This window comes from Guptibacillus spartinae (genome assembly GCF_028610625.1).
Classification (GTDB): domain Bacteria; phylum Bacillota; class Bacilli; order Bacillales; family Guptibacillaceae; genus Guptibacillus; species Guptibacillus spartinae.
In genome coordinates this window covers 281,431-298,762 of the sequence record NZ_JAQQWU010000003.1, presented here as the reverse complement: position 1 = coordinate 298,762, position 17,332 = coordinate 281,431, and the positions used below count along the sequence as shown (strand labels likewise).

Annotated in this window: 11 protein-coding genes; all 11 read right to left on the bottom strand. The window is 39.5% G+C overall.

The annotated features are described in order from the left end of the window. Positions 1–3: 3 nt before the first annotated feature. The 11 genes from PQ511_RS08065 to PQ511_RS08015 all read right to left on the bottom strand — a co-directional run bounded on the left by PQ511_RS08065 (position 4) and on the right by PQ511_RS08015 (position 17,101). Complete coding sequence (locus PQ511_RS08065; RefSeq protein WP_273851391.1) at positions 4–2,121, bottom strand: glycosyltransferase; 2,118 nt, start codon at positions 2,119–2,121, stop codon at positions 4–6. Between the two features lie 23 nt (positions 2,122–2,144). Continuing rightward, positions 2,145–3,515, bottom strand: a complete 1,371-nt coding sequence (locus tag PQ511_RS08060; protein WP_273851390.1) for a nucleotide sugar dehydrogenase — start codon at positions 3,513–3,515, stop codon at positions 2,145–2,147. Positions 3,516–3,527: 12 nt separating this feature from the next. After that, positions 3,528–4,811 carry a nucleotide sugar dehydrogenase gene (locus tag PQ511_RS08055; RefSeq protein WP_273851389.1) on the bottom strand — a complete coding sequence of 428 codons (1,284 nt, stop codon included), beginning with the start codon at positions 4,809–4,811 and terminating at the stop codon, positions 3,528–3,530. A gap of 60 nt (positions 4,812–4,871) precedes the next feature. Further along, the gene (locus PQ511_RS08050) at positions 4,872–6,080 is read right to left on the bottom strand and encodes a glycosyltransferase (protein WP_273851388.1); all 1,209 of its coding nucleotides are present in this window, start codon (positions 6,078–6,080) and stop codon (positions 4,872–4,874) included. Further along, positions 6,077–6,802: an ABC transporter ATP-binding protein gene (locus PQ511_RS08045; protein WP_273851387.1), complete on the bottom strand. Its 726-nt coding sequence runs from the start codon at positions 6,800–6,802 to the stop codon at positions 6,077–6,079. The genes PQ511_RS08050 and PQ511_RS08045 overlap by 4 nt, the downstream gene beginning before the upstream one ends. Further along, positions 6,803–7,582 carry an ABC transporter permease gene (locus tag PQ511_RS08040; protein ID WP_273851386.1) on the bottom strand — a complete coding sequence of 260 codons (780 nt, stop codon included), beginning with the start codon at positions 7,580–7,582 and terminating at the stop codon, positions 6,803–6,805. A gap of 323 nt (positions 7,583–7,905) precedes the next feature. Continuing rightward, the gene (locus PQ511_RS08035) at positions 7,906–8,514 is read right to left on the bottom strand and encodes a hypothetical protein (RefSeq protein WP_273851385.1); all 609 of its coding nucleotides are present in this window, start codon (positions 8,512–8,514) and stop codon (positions 7,906–7,908) included. A 30-nt stretch (positions 8,515–8,544) separates the two neighbouring features. Next, positions 8,545–10,626, bottom strand: a complete 2,082-nt coding sequence (locus PQ511_RS08030) for a cell wall-binding repeat-containing protein (protein ID WP_273851384.1) — start codon at positions 10,624–10,626, stop codon at positions 8,545–8,547. Positions 10,627–10,792: 166 nt separating this feature from the next. Further along, on the bottom strand, positions 10,793–11,935 hold the full coding sequence (wecB, locus tag PQ511_RS08025) for a non-hydrolyzing UDP-N-acetylglucosamine 2-epimerase (RefSeq protein ID WP_273851383.1): 1,143 nt from the start codon (positions 11,933–11,935) through the stop codon (positions 10,793–10,795). Positions 11,936–12,039: 104 nt separating this feature from the next. Continuing rightward, entirely contained in the window at positions 12,040–12,831 is a 792-nt protein-coding gene (locus tag PQ511_RS08020) for an SGNH/GDSL hydrolase family protein (protein WP_273851382.1), read from the bottom strand. 121 nt (positions 12,832–12,952) lie between these two features. Further along, on the bottom strand, positions 12,953–17,101 hold the full coding sequence (locus tag PQ511_RS08015; protein ID WP_273851381.1) for a cell wall-binding repeat-containing protein: 4,149 nt from the start codon (positions 17,099–17,101) through the stop codon (positions 12,953–12,955). Positions 17,102–17,332: the final 231 nt, after the last annotated feature.

Sequence of the window (17,332 nt, the reverse complement as noted above, 5' to 3'; positions counted from 1 at the left end):
GTTCTACTGATTAGCTGGTACGGTTTGTACAATCATTTCTGCCATTTGCTGAGCTCCATTTTCTTTCACTAGCGAAAGAGCACTTTTACGCATGGCTTGATTGTTCTCTACATCAAGAGCATCATGAATGGCTTTTTCAAAGTCAGCAGCTCCCGGATCTCTTAACACAATGGCAGCCCCTGCGTTTCCAGCAATCATCGCTCTTGCAACTTGATCATCTGTCTTTGTGTTTTCATTCGGAATTAAAATAGAAGGCACTCCGAAATACATGACTTCATGAAAGGTGTTGTAACCAGTTGCTGTCACGATTAGATCAAACGCATTAAAATAGATTGAATTCGGATAGTCTCTTAAGGTAAGAACCCGCTCCATTTTAAGATCCATTCGATTTCCAATAATGGATTCACCAATGACGACAAACACATCTTCTCTTTTCAATAATTCATTCAAAAGAATGGAAATCGTGGAATGAATATCATTGATTTTTCCGGCACCAAGTTGAACATACACCATCTTCATACCTTCTGGGATATTCCACTGCTGGCGAACACTCTCACGATCTTTTAACTCTTCACGATCCAGATAGAGTACTGGCTCACAGTAAGTTTTTATTCCTTCTTTACGCATACTGTTTTCCCCGCCAGCTTCACCTGGGACGTAAACCTCGTCGAACTCGGCTTCCTTGGATTCCACTAGCTCAGCCTTACCTTCTTTGTGCTGACCTCGCTTCACCCAGATCTTTCTTAACCCATCTTTCTTTCGCATGGAAGCAACTAGCCCTGCATACGGAAAAGCCCCGTCGAAGACGATCGTTTCAGGTTGGTGAATGCCAATAACCGTTTCAAGGTGATCGCGTAACATGGCGTTCCATTGCTTTGCACTCATTTCTTTAGGGAAAAGCATTTTGGAAGGTAAGTGGTACCCTAGAAAACCTTCCTGTAAAATTAAATGCATCGCTGAGCTTGTTGTATGGAAAATGATTTTTTTGGACGGGTCAATTCGTTTCACTCGTCTCGCAATCGCAAGCAACCTTGTTAAGTGGCCAAGGCCAGCTCCGTTTGTTGGAACAAAAAGAATGGCATTTCCATCAGCGATTGGTTCAATTTCAAATGAACCAGAACCATTTTTAATCCGTCCAATTTTTCCATTTTTGGCATCTCGATAAATGCGTAACAACCTTTTCGGTAACCGAATGGCGCGACCAAAAGATTTTGTTGATCCCATCACGGCATCACCAATTAAATATCTCGTCGAAGCATTGGAATCCATATGGTTAACAATGTGCTGAGCACGCTGGTACTTTCTTGAAACTTGTGAAAGTTGTTTCTCTTTCTTTTTGGACTCGTTTTTATATTGCTTCACTTGTTCCTGAAGCTCTCTAATCTGAAACTGTTGTTTAATCATTTGATCTAAGTTTTGGTTGGCTACCGCTTTCGCGATCGCGTCTTCTTGATTTTCGGAATCTGCCTTGGTTTGAACCGTATTCAGTTTTTGAAGAGCTTTCTCAAGCTTTAATACCGCGGCTAAAAGGCCACTGGTGACCTCTTGTTTGATTCGTTCTTCAGGAAGGGCGGTACGTGGTTCACCTATGAAGTAGAGAAAACCGTCTTCAAGTCCAATAGAAGTGGCCACAAAATACTGGTTCAAACTCAGAATAACCTCAGAGATATCTTCTGTAATTTCTTCATTCAATGGGAATTTAACCGCTACTGAGCCATTTAATTCCTGTGCCATCAAATGGTGAAGGGTTGAAAGAAAACTTTCCTCGAAAAATCTTCTTGTAAAGCTTCCTTCAAGCAGAATCATATCTGAATGGTACATGCCCAGCTCTTCTGCATGATAATAATTCACTTTTTGCAAGTTTATCTTCTCTTGAAGCTCCAATGGTAAGGAGCTATACATGTTTCTTTTCTTTTGTAAATCCTCATCAAAACGAACAAGCTCTTTCACACGCTGATCCACTCTTGCAAGTTCTAATGAAGCTTGTGTTTCCCCATCACCAGAAAGAATGAGAAGGGAATTTGCTTTTCTTCCATTTTCGAGCAGTCTGTCATTTAAGCAACCCTCATCTATAAATACCTCAATATTTTCTGTATAAAATGGGCTAACATCAAATTTCATGTAGAATTCTCCTTTTACTTCGATTACTTAGGGTTCACACTTGAGTTTTCTTCAACATTCGTAGGTAAATCAAAGTTTTGCTGACCACCGAGTAGCGTCACTTTACCTTTCGAATCTTTGTAGTTCTTTGTTACATTCCGCGTGTCATAAATTAGCTTCGCACGCTCAATGACATAATCATAATCGACGGTTGTATGATCAGTTGCAATTACAACAAGATCTGCGTCATCAAGATTCTGGTCATTTAACTCAACGGAATAAACCACTTCTTCTCCATTCTTAAAGCTAGAAACAAATGGATCATGATAATACACATGTGCTCCCTTATCTTCAAGAAGTCGATAAATTTCAAGTGCTGGAGATTCACGAAGATCATCGATGTTTTTCTTGTAAGCCATACCTAAAATAAAGATTTTGGATCCTTTAATGGACTTCTCATTATCATTTAAAATATCCGCCGCCTGGTTTAGCGCATAGCGTGGCATATTGCCATTCACATCACTTGCAAGCTCAATGAAACGGTTATAGAAGTTAAACATTTTTGCTTTCCATGAAAGATAGGCTGGATCAAGTGGAATACAATGACCGCCAATTCCCGGTCCAGGATAGAATGGCATATAGCCAAATGGCTTCGTCGCCGCTGCATCAATCACTTCCCATGCATTAATTCCCATTCGATCACACATCATCGTTAATTCGTTCACTAGACCGATGTTCACACTTCGGAACGTGTTCTCAAGAAGTTTCACCATTTCAGCTACGCTTGTTGAGCTAACTGGAACGATATTTTCTAGGAATGAACTATAAAGTGATACCCCTAATTCAAGACATGGCTTTGTTGCCCCACCAAGCACTTTCGGTGTGTTTTTTGTGTTAAATTGCTGGTTACCTGGGTCAACACGCTCTGGTGAGAAACAAAGGAAGAAATCTTCACCTGCACGGAAAGAGGTGTTTTCTTCAATAACAGCTTTAATTAACTCGTCCGTTGTACCTGGATAAGTGGTGCTTTCAAGAACAACGAGCGTGCCTTCTGTCATGAACTCCACTAACTTTTCAACCACAGCATTGATGTAAGAAACGTCTGGCTCTTTTGTTTTAGCGAGAGGTGTTGGGACACAAATACTAACGGCATCTAATTTAGAGATAACTGAAAAGTCATCTCCAGGGAAGAAATTCTTTCCGATAATCGCCTCTACCTGTTCATCGGAAATATCCATCACATAACTCTTCCCGTTATTTAGAATGTCCATTTTTTCTTTAGATACATCGATTCCATATACTTCAAAACCTTTTTGTGCCATTTCTACAGCAAGGGGCAGCCCTACATAGCCAAGTCCAATAACTCCTACACGTGCATTACCTGTTTCAAACTTCGTTAACAATGCTTCCTTCATCTCATTCATCCTTTATAAATGTAATAAATTCGTGTTGATTGGGGATTCCCCTACTTTTTCATAGCGGAAGCCAGCATTCTGTGCCTGTTCCTTATTAATTAAATTCTTCGTATCATAAAGCAAGGTATGGCGCATTAAAGGAGCTAGTTTTTGAAGATCTAACACCTTGTAATCATTATGATCCGTTAAAATAACGAGACAATCTGACTGTTGGACCGTTTCTTCTACCGTTTCAAATTGGTGTTTAACCCGCTTATCTACGACGTATGGATCATGAACAGCACATTCAATCTCCATTTCTTCAAGCTCTTGCAATATCGTAAGAGATGGGCTTTCACGTGCATCACCAATATTTCCTTTATAGGCAAGTCCAAATAATGAAACTTTCGGGTTTGTTATCCCTTCTAATCGTTTCTTAATCTGGTTAGCAATCTTTTTCGGGACATCATCATTAATCGATCGAGCTGTTTGGATGAGCTTAGCATCTACCGGACTTGCTTCCACTAGAAACCACGGATCAACCGCGATGCAATGACCGCCTACTCCTGGTCCTGGCGAATGGACATTAACTCTCGGATGGCAGTTTGCCAATTCAACTGCTTTCCAAATGTCGCATCCAACACGCTCGGCAATACGAGCCAATTCGTTCGCTAGCGCAATGTTCACATCCCGATACGTATTCTCCATCAATTTTACCATTTCTGCCGTTGTTGCATCAGTCTGGTGAATCATTCCTTTTACAAAGATTTTGTAAATTTCCTCTGTTCTGATACTTGAATCCGCATTTACTCCGCCAACAATGCGATTATTATGGACGAGTTCATCGAGCAGTTTACCAGGTAAAACTCGTTCAGGAGAATAAGCCACATATAAGTCTTTTCCAACTTGTAGACCTGATGACTCCAGAATAGGTGAAAGCACCTTCAGCGTTGTGCCAGGAGGACTTGTTGATTCAAGAATAACAAGATTTCCTTCCTTTAAAAAAGGCTGGACCATTTCAGCAGCAGATCGAACATAATTTAAGTTCGCTGTTTTATCAGGATTAACCGGTGTTGGTACAGCGATAATAAAACCGTCAGCCTCAACGGGTTCTGTTCCAAATGTTAAATGACCAGACTCAATCGCTTCAACGAGCATGTCGCCTAGCCCTGGTTCTTCAATGTGAAGCGTCTTATTTTTTAATGTCTCAATTACGTGCTCATTGACATCCACACCATGCACTTGAACGCCGTGCCTCGCAAACATAACAGCAGTCGGTAACCCGATGTATCCAAGGCCCATTACGACAAGTTTCATAATTACAACTCCTCACTCACAGTAACTTCAGAAATGAAGATGTTTCCATTTCCTTGCTGATTAAGAAAATAATTCATTGTACAAGTGAATTAGCTTTTTTGATTCATTCGGCCAATTTAGTACTTTGCTTGCTTCGTCACATTTTTGAACATAATAATTTCTTCTATGTTGAATTGTTTCAATTCCTTTTACGATCGCCTGTTCATCTTCATCCACAGCGATCCCAAAATCATACTCTTCTAATAGATAGGCTTTCCCTGGATGATTAGAAGATACTACTGGAAGCCCCATCAACATGTATTCAAAAATTTTGTTAGGCGTTGAATAATAATTATTTTCACTCACATTCTCATACATGACGAGGCCGATATCCGCTTCTTTTGTCAAAGATAGTATTTCTGTTGGTGGTACCTTTGGATGAAAATGCACCCTCGAAGTAAGGTTTTCTGCTTCAACTAGTTGCGTTAGAGCTGCTTTGATATCCCCATCTCCAAGTAAAACAAGATGGTATTGATCAGATAATTGGTTCATCGATTTAACACACAGTTCAATGCCACGGTTCTTAGAAAAGCCCCCTTGATACAAAAGAATCATTTTATCAGTGGGGATCCCATAAAGATGATGAAAATAGTTAGCATTTTTTCGCTCTTGTTCCTCACCAAGAAGCGGGATATTCTGCAAATAAATCGAAGGAGGTAATGTCCCATAACGCTTACTAAATTTATCGATTAAAAAGGGATTCACCGTAATAAATCGATCAACTCGCTTCATTAATTTCGCCTCTAATGCATAACCAAAACGCCGATCTATGGCATTTCGGCCAGTCATTTCATTAAAAAGTTCATGAGAGTCGTAAATCAACTTGCTTTGAAAGTGTCCTGCTAAGCGTTTACCAGTATCCAATGTGTTTAGATCATGACAGTGGATAGCATGTATAGTTTCTAGGGCCATTGTTTCCTTTACCCTTTTATAAAATTCGTAGCTGGCATATTGATCCTTTGCCAGTTTAACAAGTGGGTTTCTAACCATTCTTGCTATGATAGATGGCTTTCCTGACAATCCGGAAGCCAATCCCTTTTTCGCTTGCTTTGTATAAATATCCAGCTTATGAATTTTAATCAAGTTATGCAATAAAGGGGGCTCCGTATCAAATTCATTTAAGCAGCAAATGGTCACCTTATAGCCACTCTCCGCGAGAGCAATGGCTTCACGCTGAACCCGCGCATCATAATCAATGTCTTTAAAAAGAACCATTAGAATGTGCTTCATTTCTTTTTTGCCTTCATAAACTCATCGTACTGTTCAACGATTCCCTTCGTCTCTCCTACTGCTTTTTGTTCGCCGCGGTGAATCCAGACGACCCGATCGCAAATTTGTTTCACTAGCGAAGAAGAGTGTGTGACAAGAATAACGGTCCGATCCTGCTGAATTTTCTCAAGAATTGCGTCCTTACACTTCTTCTGAAACGCCGAATCTCCAACACCAAGAACTTCATCGATAAGTAGTATTTCTGGATCAAGCATAATAGCAGTCGAGAACGCCAATCTTGCTCTCATACCAGAAGAATACGTTCTAACGGGCTTATAAATAAAATCATCAAGCTCGGAAAATTCGATAATGGCTTCAAGGTTTTCGTCAATTTTCTTTTTGCGATTTCCTAATAAAAGGGCGTTCAAATAAATATTTTCAATCCCTGACAATTCTGGTTGAAAACCTGCCCCAAGAGAGAGTAACATCGGGCGTTTTCCTTCCACCTGGTAAGATCCCTGATCTGGTTCAATTAAGCCACTCATTAATTTTAAAAGAGTACTCTTTCCAGAACCATTTCTTCCGATGATCCCAAGCACTTCTCCTTTTTTCACAGTGAAATCAAGGCCTTTCAATGCCCAGAACTGCTTTTTATCCTTACTAAGCAATTGTTTCAATGGGTTATCAGAGTGCTCAGGATACGAAACCCAGATATCTTTTAATTCAATGATGTCCTTTTTCAATTAAATCACCTTGGCATATTGTTTGTCGTATTTGTTCAAAATGCGGAGTCCAATGAACAAGAGAACTAATGAGAGACCTAAAATAATGAAGAGGTTGTCCCATAGCGGCTGTCCTTTGTATAAGAAGATATTTCTGTAGGAAACTAGAAAATCTGTGAACGGATTTAAGTAAAGATAACCTCTAATATCCTCTGGGACCCTTTCCATTCTAAAAAGAACGGGTGATAAATAAAGCAATGTTCGTGAAATGTATTGCATCATATTCTTGATATCTTTCAAGTACACTCCGATATGAGCCATAATAATCATAATCGGGAGTAACAAAAGAAGGTTTAATACGAGTAATATAAAGAAATTCAACGCATTAACGGTCATTTCCACTCCACTGAAGTAGAGGAATAAAACCATAATGAATGAACTTACAAGAAATTTAAATGTGTTAACGCCAAGCCTAACCAAAATAAACGTTAGTTTTGGTACGTACACTTGTTGAAGAATTCTCGCTTTTGACGAAATAGCAGTAGTTGCATCGACCATACAAGCCGTTGCCCACTTTAGTGGAATTAATCCAGTGAAAAGATAAACAGCATAATCGTCGCCGCCTCGATCTAAAACAATTCCTACAAGAAAATAATAAATCGCCATATACAGAATCGGATCAACAATCCACCATAATGTTCCAAGATACGTTCTAGCAGTATTTGATTTCAATTCTGATATGGTTAGGTGGTAAAGCAAATCTTTGTTGTTTCGCCAATCGTTAAGTAATTTTTTAAACATTCGCTTGTTAACTCCTAATCTAACTGCATTTATATTTCTAAACGTCATATTATATTTTATATAATTACGCTTCTGTCGTCTACTAGTATCAGAAGCCTGTCATATTAAGTACTAATCCTTGTTAAATCGGCTTTCCTCTACATTTTTTCGCTAATCTCCCCCTTTATTCAACCGTAATTTACAAAATCTTAACGTTTCTTATGTATTTAGAAACGATTAACTTATTCTTTCATAATTCAACCTGAATTGCCAACTTTTGTCGAATAACTTTTTAAGCTTTTCAAACCAAAAAAAGCAACCAGAATGGCTGCTTTTTTCGGTTTTCATTGAATTTCAGTTAATTCAGCTACTTCTTTTTCTGAGCTATCTTCTGTTTCATACACCTGCTTAATCATTCCTATTCCCTTTGCATAGAAGAGCGTAATCATCATTTGGTCTTGTTTCTTCGTCACCTTAATCACATCATGAAAACTGCCATAAGGAACTTCCACTGTATCGACTGTTGTCATTTCTAGCCCTTCCGTTTTGTCGGAATGGTCCAAAAGCGCCTCCACTTCCTCTACTGATTCATATCCCTCAAGCATACTTTCTTTACTACTTACTTGATTTTCTTCTACTACTGCAGCTCGATCTTCTGTCCATTTAACAATTTGAGTCGTCTCCATATCTCCGAGTGTAATCATTCTTTGGATATATTCTGCATTTTGATCCACGATATATTCTGTGAACAATTGTTTACCCTGCGATGTAAATGTCTTTGAGACACCAGTCTCTGGTCGATATTCAATGAAGTCCAGTTCATTCATTGCGCTTACTTCGTTCGTACTAGCTTTGGCCTCACTTGCTTCACCTGAACTATTTTCCGTTGCAGCCGTGCCACACCCAGACGCTATTAGTAGCATTAAAAGGATGCTTATTGTGTTTTTTTTCATACCTGCCTCCATGCTGAAGTTAATATGTTCTTAATATAATCGGTTCGCTACCTGGCTTTTTGGTTTCTCCTGAACTTTTCCGCCGATTGTAAACAAAGAAGTCAAGCGGTTTTCCATTCCGTATTCAAAAAGCACGTCTTGTACGGAGGAATTCAATTCATCATGTACGAGAATCAACGGTGCACCAGTTTGAACGGCTAATGAGGAAGAAACGAGAGCATCAGGAAAATCCTGACCAATGGAAAGAAGCATAGTATCTGATCCCATTTCATCGCTGTATTCATTTAAAATAGCAGCAAGCGTTTCATAGCGTGTCTCCCCCGCCAAGCGCTTCACGCTAGATCCAGTTGAATTCTTCAGCTGTTCTTCTAGATATGAAGAAATAACTGCTTCTCCACCAAGTATGGCTGTCTCTTTTCCTTTGACATACGAAAGAGCTTCAGGTGATAATTTTTTCTTATCGGTTAAGAGTATCGCCCTATCGGAGGCTGAAGCGATTGGCGAACTTGCTAGCGCATCTGCGTAGCTTAAGCCGTTCGCTACAAACACTCCCTCAACATGATCAAGTCTTTCGTTTATCATTAAGTTTGTTTCATATCGATTGGCTCCGCCAATTCTTTCTGCAGTTACCCCTAATCCCTTTACTTGCTTTTCAACGCTTGCAGAAACGGCACTCTTTCCACCAATCAATAAGACTTTCTCAGCACCTAATCGCTTGATTTCTTGCTCAGCAAAAGGATCTAGCGAAGAACCCCTAGTTAAAAGAATTGGCGCATTTCCTAATTGAGCAGCAAGAGGACCTACAGAAAGAGCATCTGCATAACCTAATCCATTTGTAAGTACGACTGTTTTTTCATTATTATTATCTTTAAAACCTTCAGGATAAATTTCTTTTGAAATCTTAACGGCTGTTTCAAATCGATCGCTTCCAGCAAGATCCTCCACGTTAAGAGTCTTTGTCACTTGTTCTCCAGAAATATTGGTCCAAAGAGTATCAGCCGACGAGCGATTGACAACTTTTACATCCTTCATAGCTTTAGCAGCTAAAATCGCCTGGTTCTTTTCAAAATAACTCCCTTTACTAGAGCCATCTTTACTCCGAATTTGAAAAGGACGCGTTAAATAATTCGACCACTCAACTGTGCCTTTCTTCTTATCAATAACTTTTGTATTTTTTCGATCTTTAGCATAATTGATCGCATCCGATAGCTCTGTAAAAGAAATAGCTTTACTGTCTCCTTTCATATAAACTTCATAGTTTACTTTAGTAGAGTCATAGATTGTTTCTTGCTTATCTTTATCGAATACCGTCACGTTCTTAAGCGTTTTGGCGAAGGTGATGGCATCATTTCGTGAAGTGAATTGCTTAATCTCATTTCCATCACGATCTTTCACTTCAAACACTTTAAAAAAGTTGACAGCGGCCTGCGCAAGCGCTTCTGCTGCATCATTTTGAAAACGACTTGTTTTAATTAAGCTTTCTTCTGAGGGATTAGACATGTACCCTAATTCAACAAGTACGGAGGGCATCTGAGCATTACGAATCACAAAGAATGCCTGATCATTTTGTATTCCCTTATCAAGTAATCCAGTCTGATTTAACACTTTAGGATGAACAATACTTGCGAGTCTCCGGCTTTCTGACTCAAAGTCAACTTGAATTGGATCTGGCGGGTACTCTTCATCCCATGCAGCTTCTTTACTATAATAATACGTTTCATAGCCTTTCACGAGCGTACTAAAAGGGTAAGCATTGTGGTGAATCGAAACAAAAAGAGAATTGTCATTGTTTCCCTTCACGTATCCGTTTGCAATCTTCATTCTCTCAATAAGATCTTCCTTCGAATCACTTGCAAAATCTCGATCCGTTTGTCGAGTCATAAAAACTTTAATATCCGTATCTTGCAACTTTTCTTTCAACTTTAAACCTATCTCAAGTGTTCCAACCTTTTCATAAAAGCCTGTTTCTGCCCCTGAATAACCTGATGTTCCTGTAAAACGTCCGCCATGCCCTGGATCAATCACTATGTATTTTTCTGCTGAAGCATAAGATGGACTGTGTAACAACATAAAGACCAAAAGAAAAAAACTTACAACTACACTTTTCTTCATATCCCACTCTCCTATTTTGGCAATCTATTACATTTTAATATAGGTAGGAGAGAACTTCTATGTTTATCCGATAATCCATTTAAGATAAGAAAATATGACTATGTTCGATTACGGATAATAAGAAAAAAACCTCTCTATATTTAATAGAAAGGTTCGCTATTAATATTTATTCAAGAAATGCTTCTGGTTTTCTGTCAGATATTTCAAAGTAATATAAAATTGCCTCAGCTATTCGCTTTGATGCTTCTCCATCTCCGTAAGGGTTTGATGCTTTCGACATTTTGTTATATTCTTCCTTATTGTCAAGAAGAGTAGCTGCAGTAGAATAGATGGTTTGTTCATTTGTCCCCACTAATTTAAGCGTCCCTGCTAATACACCTTCTGGTCTTTCTGTATTTTCTCTTAAAACGAGTACAGGAGTACCCAGTGATGGCGCCTCTTCTTGTACACCTCCAGAATCCGTTAAAATTAAGATTGCTCTAGAAGCGAAATTATGAAAGTCAATAACATCCAGCGGCTCAATTAAATGAACACGAGAATGGTTACCAAGTACTTCATCCGCCAACTGTCTGATTGAGGGATTTAAGTGAACTGGAAAAACGACGTGAACGTCATGATGCTCATTCACTATTCGGATAACCGCCTGAAAAATATGTTTCATGGGGTCTCCATGATTTTCCCGTCGGTGGGAAGTGAGCAATATCATACGGTTGTTATTTATTTTTGTTAATAAGGGATGATTGTAGTCTTCACGGACTGTATTTTTCAATGCATCAATCGCTGTATTTCCAGTTATATGAATGCTTTCTGCTTTTTTTCCTTCATTTAATAAATTTTTTGATGCTTGAATTGTTGGTGCAAAATGCAGGTCAGCAAGGTTCCCAGTTAACATTCGATTCATTTCTTCCGGGTACGGAGACCATTTATCATGTGATCTCAAACCTGCTTCAACGTGACCGACTGAAACTTGATTATAAAATGCTGCAAGACTTGCAGAGAATGTCGTTGTGGTATCTCCATGAACTAGCACAAGATCAGGCTTTTCTTCTTTCATAATTTGATCAAGACCATTAAGCACTCTTGTTGTAATATCAGCAAGAGACTGATTGCTTTTCATAATATTTAAATCGTAATCTGGCTCGATCTCAAAAATCGATAACACTTGATCTAGCATTTCTCGATGCTGAGCTGTGACAGCAACAAGTGGCGTGATATGTTGCGGATATTTTTTTAATTCATTCACAAGCGGGGCCATTTTTATTGCTTCAGGTCTTGTACCAAATACACTCATTACTTTAACAGGTGCCATGCTGACTCTCCTTTTAGTCGAATGGTGACTCATGTTCCTATTCATCTTATAAAAACACGAAACAAAAAGCAAAAAGCCTCCCTACAAAATAGGAAGGCTCTCTCTTAGTTTCCGCTTAGATAATCAACGATATAATCGCCCCATATTTCAAAACCTTGTTCATTTGGTCTAGAATCGGCTAAATAACCTTCTATTTCTTCACTATCTACGGCAGGCCACTCTTTCCAGTGGTTCAAGTATACAATGTCATTTGCTTTTGCGTATTTTTCAAGCGCACTAATTTGAAGGGCGTAGTAGCCAGGATCCGCAATCGGATTAGAAGGCATCAACATAATGGTAACACCTGGAATCGCTTCTTTTAATTCCGCCATAAAAGCAGATAAATGTTGATGGCCTTCATCAATAACAACGACTCCATTATCATTTAACGTAAACGCTTCTAACAGTACGATATCTGGTTTCTCTTCAATGACATTATCGTATAATTTCTCTTCAACGATCGACTTCGTTGTGGCCTCTTCGAATGTAAATTGTTTAACTGCAAAAGCCCCATCCCAATAAGAATCTTCTAATCCCTTTTCAACACTTTGCTTGAGTCCTTCTTTACTTGTACCAACTGATTCAGAACCCACAATGGCCACGGAGATTGGCTCGTTAGAAGACATCATTTTTTCCTGAAGGTGCTCTGGAAAATTAGTGACAAGTTTTTGAAGCTGGCTATTACTGACCGGTATTTCTTTAGGTTCTTTGCTTTGTTTTGCTGTTTCTTCTGTTGAATCTACTTCCGCGCTAACAGTCGCACCTGTTTGTTGAATCTTATCATCCCAATGAAACTTCCCAGCAATGACTACTGCGAGGCATCCAATAAGAGCGATTAAAAAAATTACTTTTTTCATACCTTCCCCCTGAAATATGTAGAATAATGGTAGCTATTAATATTATTGTAATAAAGGGAAAATGATTGCAAGTAAAAATTAAAAAGCCGCTCACTTTTTCGAGAGCGGCTTTTTTGTTACTTTACTTATTTAACCATTTGTTAAATTGATCTTTCACATTTTTGTTTACAGCATTGTCTCCACCAAGAACTTTCGCTCCTGATACATCCGTTGTTGTAAAGTACTTAACGAGATAAGATTCAATTTCTTTCGGGATTTCGTCGCTCTTCACAAGGAACATGCTACCTTGATCCTTCACAACAAGTGGTGCAGCTGCTAGGGCATCTGGGAAGTTCATTCCGTTAGCAACGAATAGTTGATCCGTATTTGAGCCCAGTTCTTTATGGATTTCAACGAGCGTTCCAAAGCGATTTGCTCCAGCTAGACGTTTTGTAGAAAGAGATAGTTCATCGGCCATATCCACAACTGCATCGGATATGACTGCATCTCCACCAAGAACATAAACTTGCTTTCCTGCCATAAGCTTCTTCGCATCTTCAGTCAGCGTTTTTCCGTCCGTCAATACGATTGGCATATCATTCGCACCTGCAATTGAAGCAGCACTCAAAGCATCTGCAAAGTTTGTTCCAGTTGCAAGGAAGACAGCTTCACTCGTCGAGCCTTTTTCAGCAAGCTTGTTAATAATTTGAACGTTCGTATCATAACGAGTGTCCCCGCTAAGGCGCTCGATATCAGCGGTACTAACACCAATATTTGCAAGCTGCGTGTTGACTTTCTTCGAAATGGCATTCTCCCCACCAAGAATCATGACATTCTTCGCTTTAAGACGTGAAATTTCATTTAAAACTTCATCTGAAAGCATACCGTCTTTATTAGCAAGCAAGATTGGTGCATCGTAAGCACTTGCTAACGGCCCAGCAGATAGCGCATCCGGGAAGTTAAATCCAGTTGCGATAAACACAGTATCAGCAGTGGTTCCTTTTGGATACATTTGTTTTGATACTTCAATAGCTGTTTCAAATCGCGTATCTCCAGCTACTACTTCTACCATATCGCCATCTGTTTCAACGGGAACAATGGAAAGCACTTCGCCAGTCGCTTTATCTTTCAAGAAGACGCCAGCTGTATATTTACCGCTATCTTCTGGTGTTGTGATCTTCACGTCTGTGGTTGCTTTCTTTCCTACTCCCAAATCAAAGCTAGACTTTCCAGTGACTTCAATACTTCCAGCACCTTCTTCTCCAGCCGCAAGTACTTTCGCTTCTGTAACAGAAAGATCAAAGTCAGTTGTCTTTTCAACTGTTGAATAACCATCGACGCGAATTGTATATTCACCATCAGGAAGATTCTTTACAGTAAATGATTCTTCTGAATCACCATCTGCATCAATAGCGATGTAATCCCCAATAACATTCCCGTCTTTTGAGCGATAAAGATAGAGGTCAAGATCATCACCAGCATCGCTTGTATTACCGATAGCTACATCAAGAGAGATGTTATTTTTCACATTGATTGTTTTATCGTAAACCTTGCCACCAGTTACAGTTTCACGAGATTTCTCGGTTTCAGGCTTACTAAATGCTCCACCAACTACTTCTACTGAACGTTTCGTAGATAGATAGTTTTCAAAGGTAACAGATTTGGATACTTCACTACCAGGCATTACGCTGCCAAGCTCAATTCTACCCGGGCTAGCTACAACATCTTGGACGAATGCTTCAAGCTTAAATTTATTCATATCAAGACCGTCTTTTGGAGATGCAGTACCGTAGACCGCTACTTCCCAAACACCAGACTTAGGACTTTTAGCAACATAATCTTCTACGCCAAGACCATCATAACCTGCATACCCCTGGAATGCGTTAACTTGATCGCCATCAGGGTTCATAACAAGCATCCGCACGCGGCCCTGGAATTCATTGTTTTCTTTAAGAGCTTCTAACGCAAAGCGAACTTCCTGTGCCCCTTCTTCAACATTAAAGAAATAGCTCTTTGTTTTTGAAGACTGAACTTCACCTTCATGCGTTAAGCGGAAACGATCTTCAGACGTAAATTCTTCTCCAAGAACGATTGTTTGGAAAGAACGAGCTTCGGCATAAGCCGTATCTGGATCGTCAATTAAAAGAGTGCCAGCATTTACGCCAATATCCATTTTGCTCTTATCATACTTCACAGTCATTTCTTTAAACTCACCCGGTGCAAGTTTAATACTCTTCACAGAAGGAGTGAACCAATCAGAATTTGAAGAAATGTTAAGGTTCTTCGTTTCATCCGTTGGATTTTCTACCATTACTGTTACTTCTTCAGGAACTTCCTTGTTTCGAACATAAAGACCAGGTCCACCAGAAACTTTCTCACCGTGGTAAACTGTTACATTCACTTCTTTTACTTCGTTGATATAATGCTTGCGAATGTACTCATAAGCGGCAGGAACGTCAATGAGACCTGCGCCTTCTTGCACACGATTATACCCATCCACATGGACAGCCGTTTGGATAAGCGCTTCACGCGCAAGCTCGTAATCAAACGGAATACGATCTTTAAGTGCAGCTTGCTTAAGTGTCGCTACCGCTCCAGCTACGTATGGAGAAGACATGCTAGTCCCTTGAAGAACTTCATAATTACCTAAATGGACTGGAAAAGAAGCATAAGAAGATCCAGGTGCTACAAAGTCTGGTTTTTGTTGACCATCTTCTGTCGGGCCATTTGCAGAGAAATACCATAAACCTTCACCTTGCACAGGAGAACCATCTGCATTTTTACCATATGGATAATATCCATATTCGGTTGCCCACATTTTACTGTTAATGTATGCTCCAATTGACAGTGCTTTCATCCCATCACCAGGCGCTCCCACAGAATCTACTCCAGGTCCATCATTCCCCGCTGAAGTAACATAAATAGTATCGAATAGCTCGCCCATATCCTCAATAATTTTTGCATATGCACCAGATCCATCATTTAAATCTGGAGATGAACCGAGGCTCATATTAACGACATCTGTTCCAAATCCACCAAGTTCTTCAGGAACTGCCGCAAGATACATTGCATTTGCAATACTCCAGCCAAATGTTTTACCAGCAGAGTCGAATACTTTTAGACCATACAAATCTGCGCCTGGAGCTACACCTTCAGCAGCTACAGCGCCAGTTTCATTTTCTCTTTCAGGTCCATTTGCAGCTGTAATTCCAGAAACGTGTGTACCATGCCCATCTCCATCAAAGAAAACTGTTGCAACTGGGAAAGGGTACAATGTTGAATCTGGGAACTGGTGACCTTGATAAGTAGGACTAGGACTTGCAATTCTAAAGTTTGCACCAGGAACTTCGTCCTCCTCGTTAAGGTCCATGTTATCAACATCGCCCTCACCATATGCTTTTTCATCGGTGAAATCTTTATCCTGATCCATATCGATATAGACTTGATCGTCTACTAGAAGAACGTCAAATTGAGCGTCACCTTTCCCATCACCATTTAAATCACGATAAAGTTTTTTTCCTTTTCCATCTACATCATAAGATGCCGGATTCAACGTACCGAAGTAATATGTATCGTCTTCCGCATCAATGCCTTCTGTCTTATATGTTCCTTCTTCTACAGTAATTGAGTCCCCCTCAGGTGCCTCTTGTTGGAACCAAACGTCACCTTCTCCAACAGTATCAACAACGCCTTTGATTTTTGAAGAAATAACTTCTCCTTCGTCATTATATTGAGTGAAAGCTTCATGACCTGGGTCGACACCAGTATCAATGATTCCTACTTTAACTCCTGTTCCGTCATACTTATCATGAAATTCATCAACACCAGTTGCCGAATGAGTTTCTTCCGTTGCAGGTTTCACTACATCTTCAGGGTTTTTTACTGTTGGATTAAGATCAGTGTCTTCACTCGGACTTTGATCCAGAACAATTTCACTGTTTGCACCAAGCATGCCAACAGAATCCAGGCGATAGACTTGAAGAACTTTACTTGTTGGCACTTCAGCAAGATACAAGTAGTTGTTTGTATTTTTCTTTACTTTCACGCCAAGTTTCTCAAGTTCTTTAGTAATGTCAGGTCCACCGTGTTCGTTTGCAACAATAATCAATTCTTGTTTCGATTGTTCACTTGCAGCAAGAGAGGCAATTTCCTGTGTTACTGGAAGCTTAAATTTCTTCGTTTCTGTTAATGCAGCCTCCGCTTTTTCTGGATTATACGTCATTCCCGCGAATGAAGAAGCAACAAGAGAAGCGCCTGCTACAATTGTCAGGACTTTTTTCTTAATCGTCATTTACTAAAATCCCCCTTAATAATTTGTGAAATACCTGCAATCGATCCCCCTTTAATTCGTAACAATTAGAATAATTCACTATTTTCAGTTTAATTATAAAGAGATTAAGAGTCAATCTTTTACTGTTAAAATTGTGAAAATTTTTGATAATTTGTAGATATTTTAGGACTTTTGTCCATAAAAGCGTAATAATGGCGTAATAGCAATAGATTGGGAGAATCGTGTTCATAA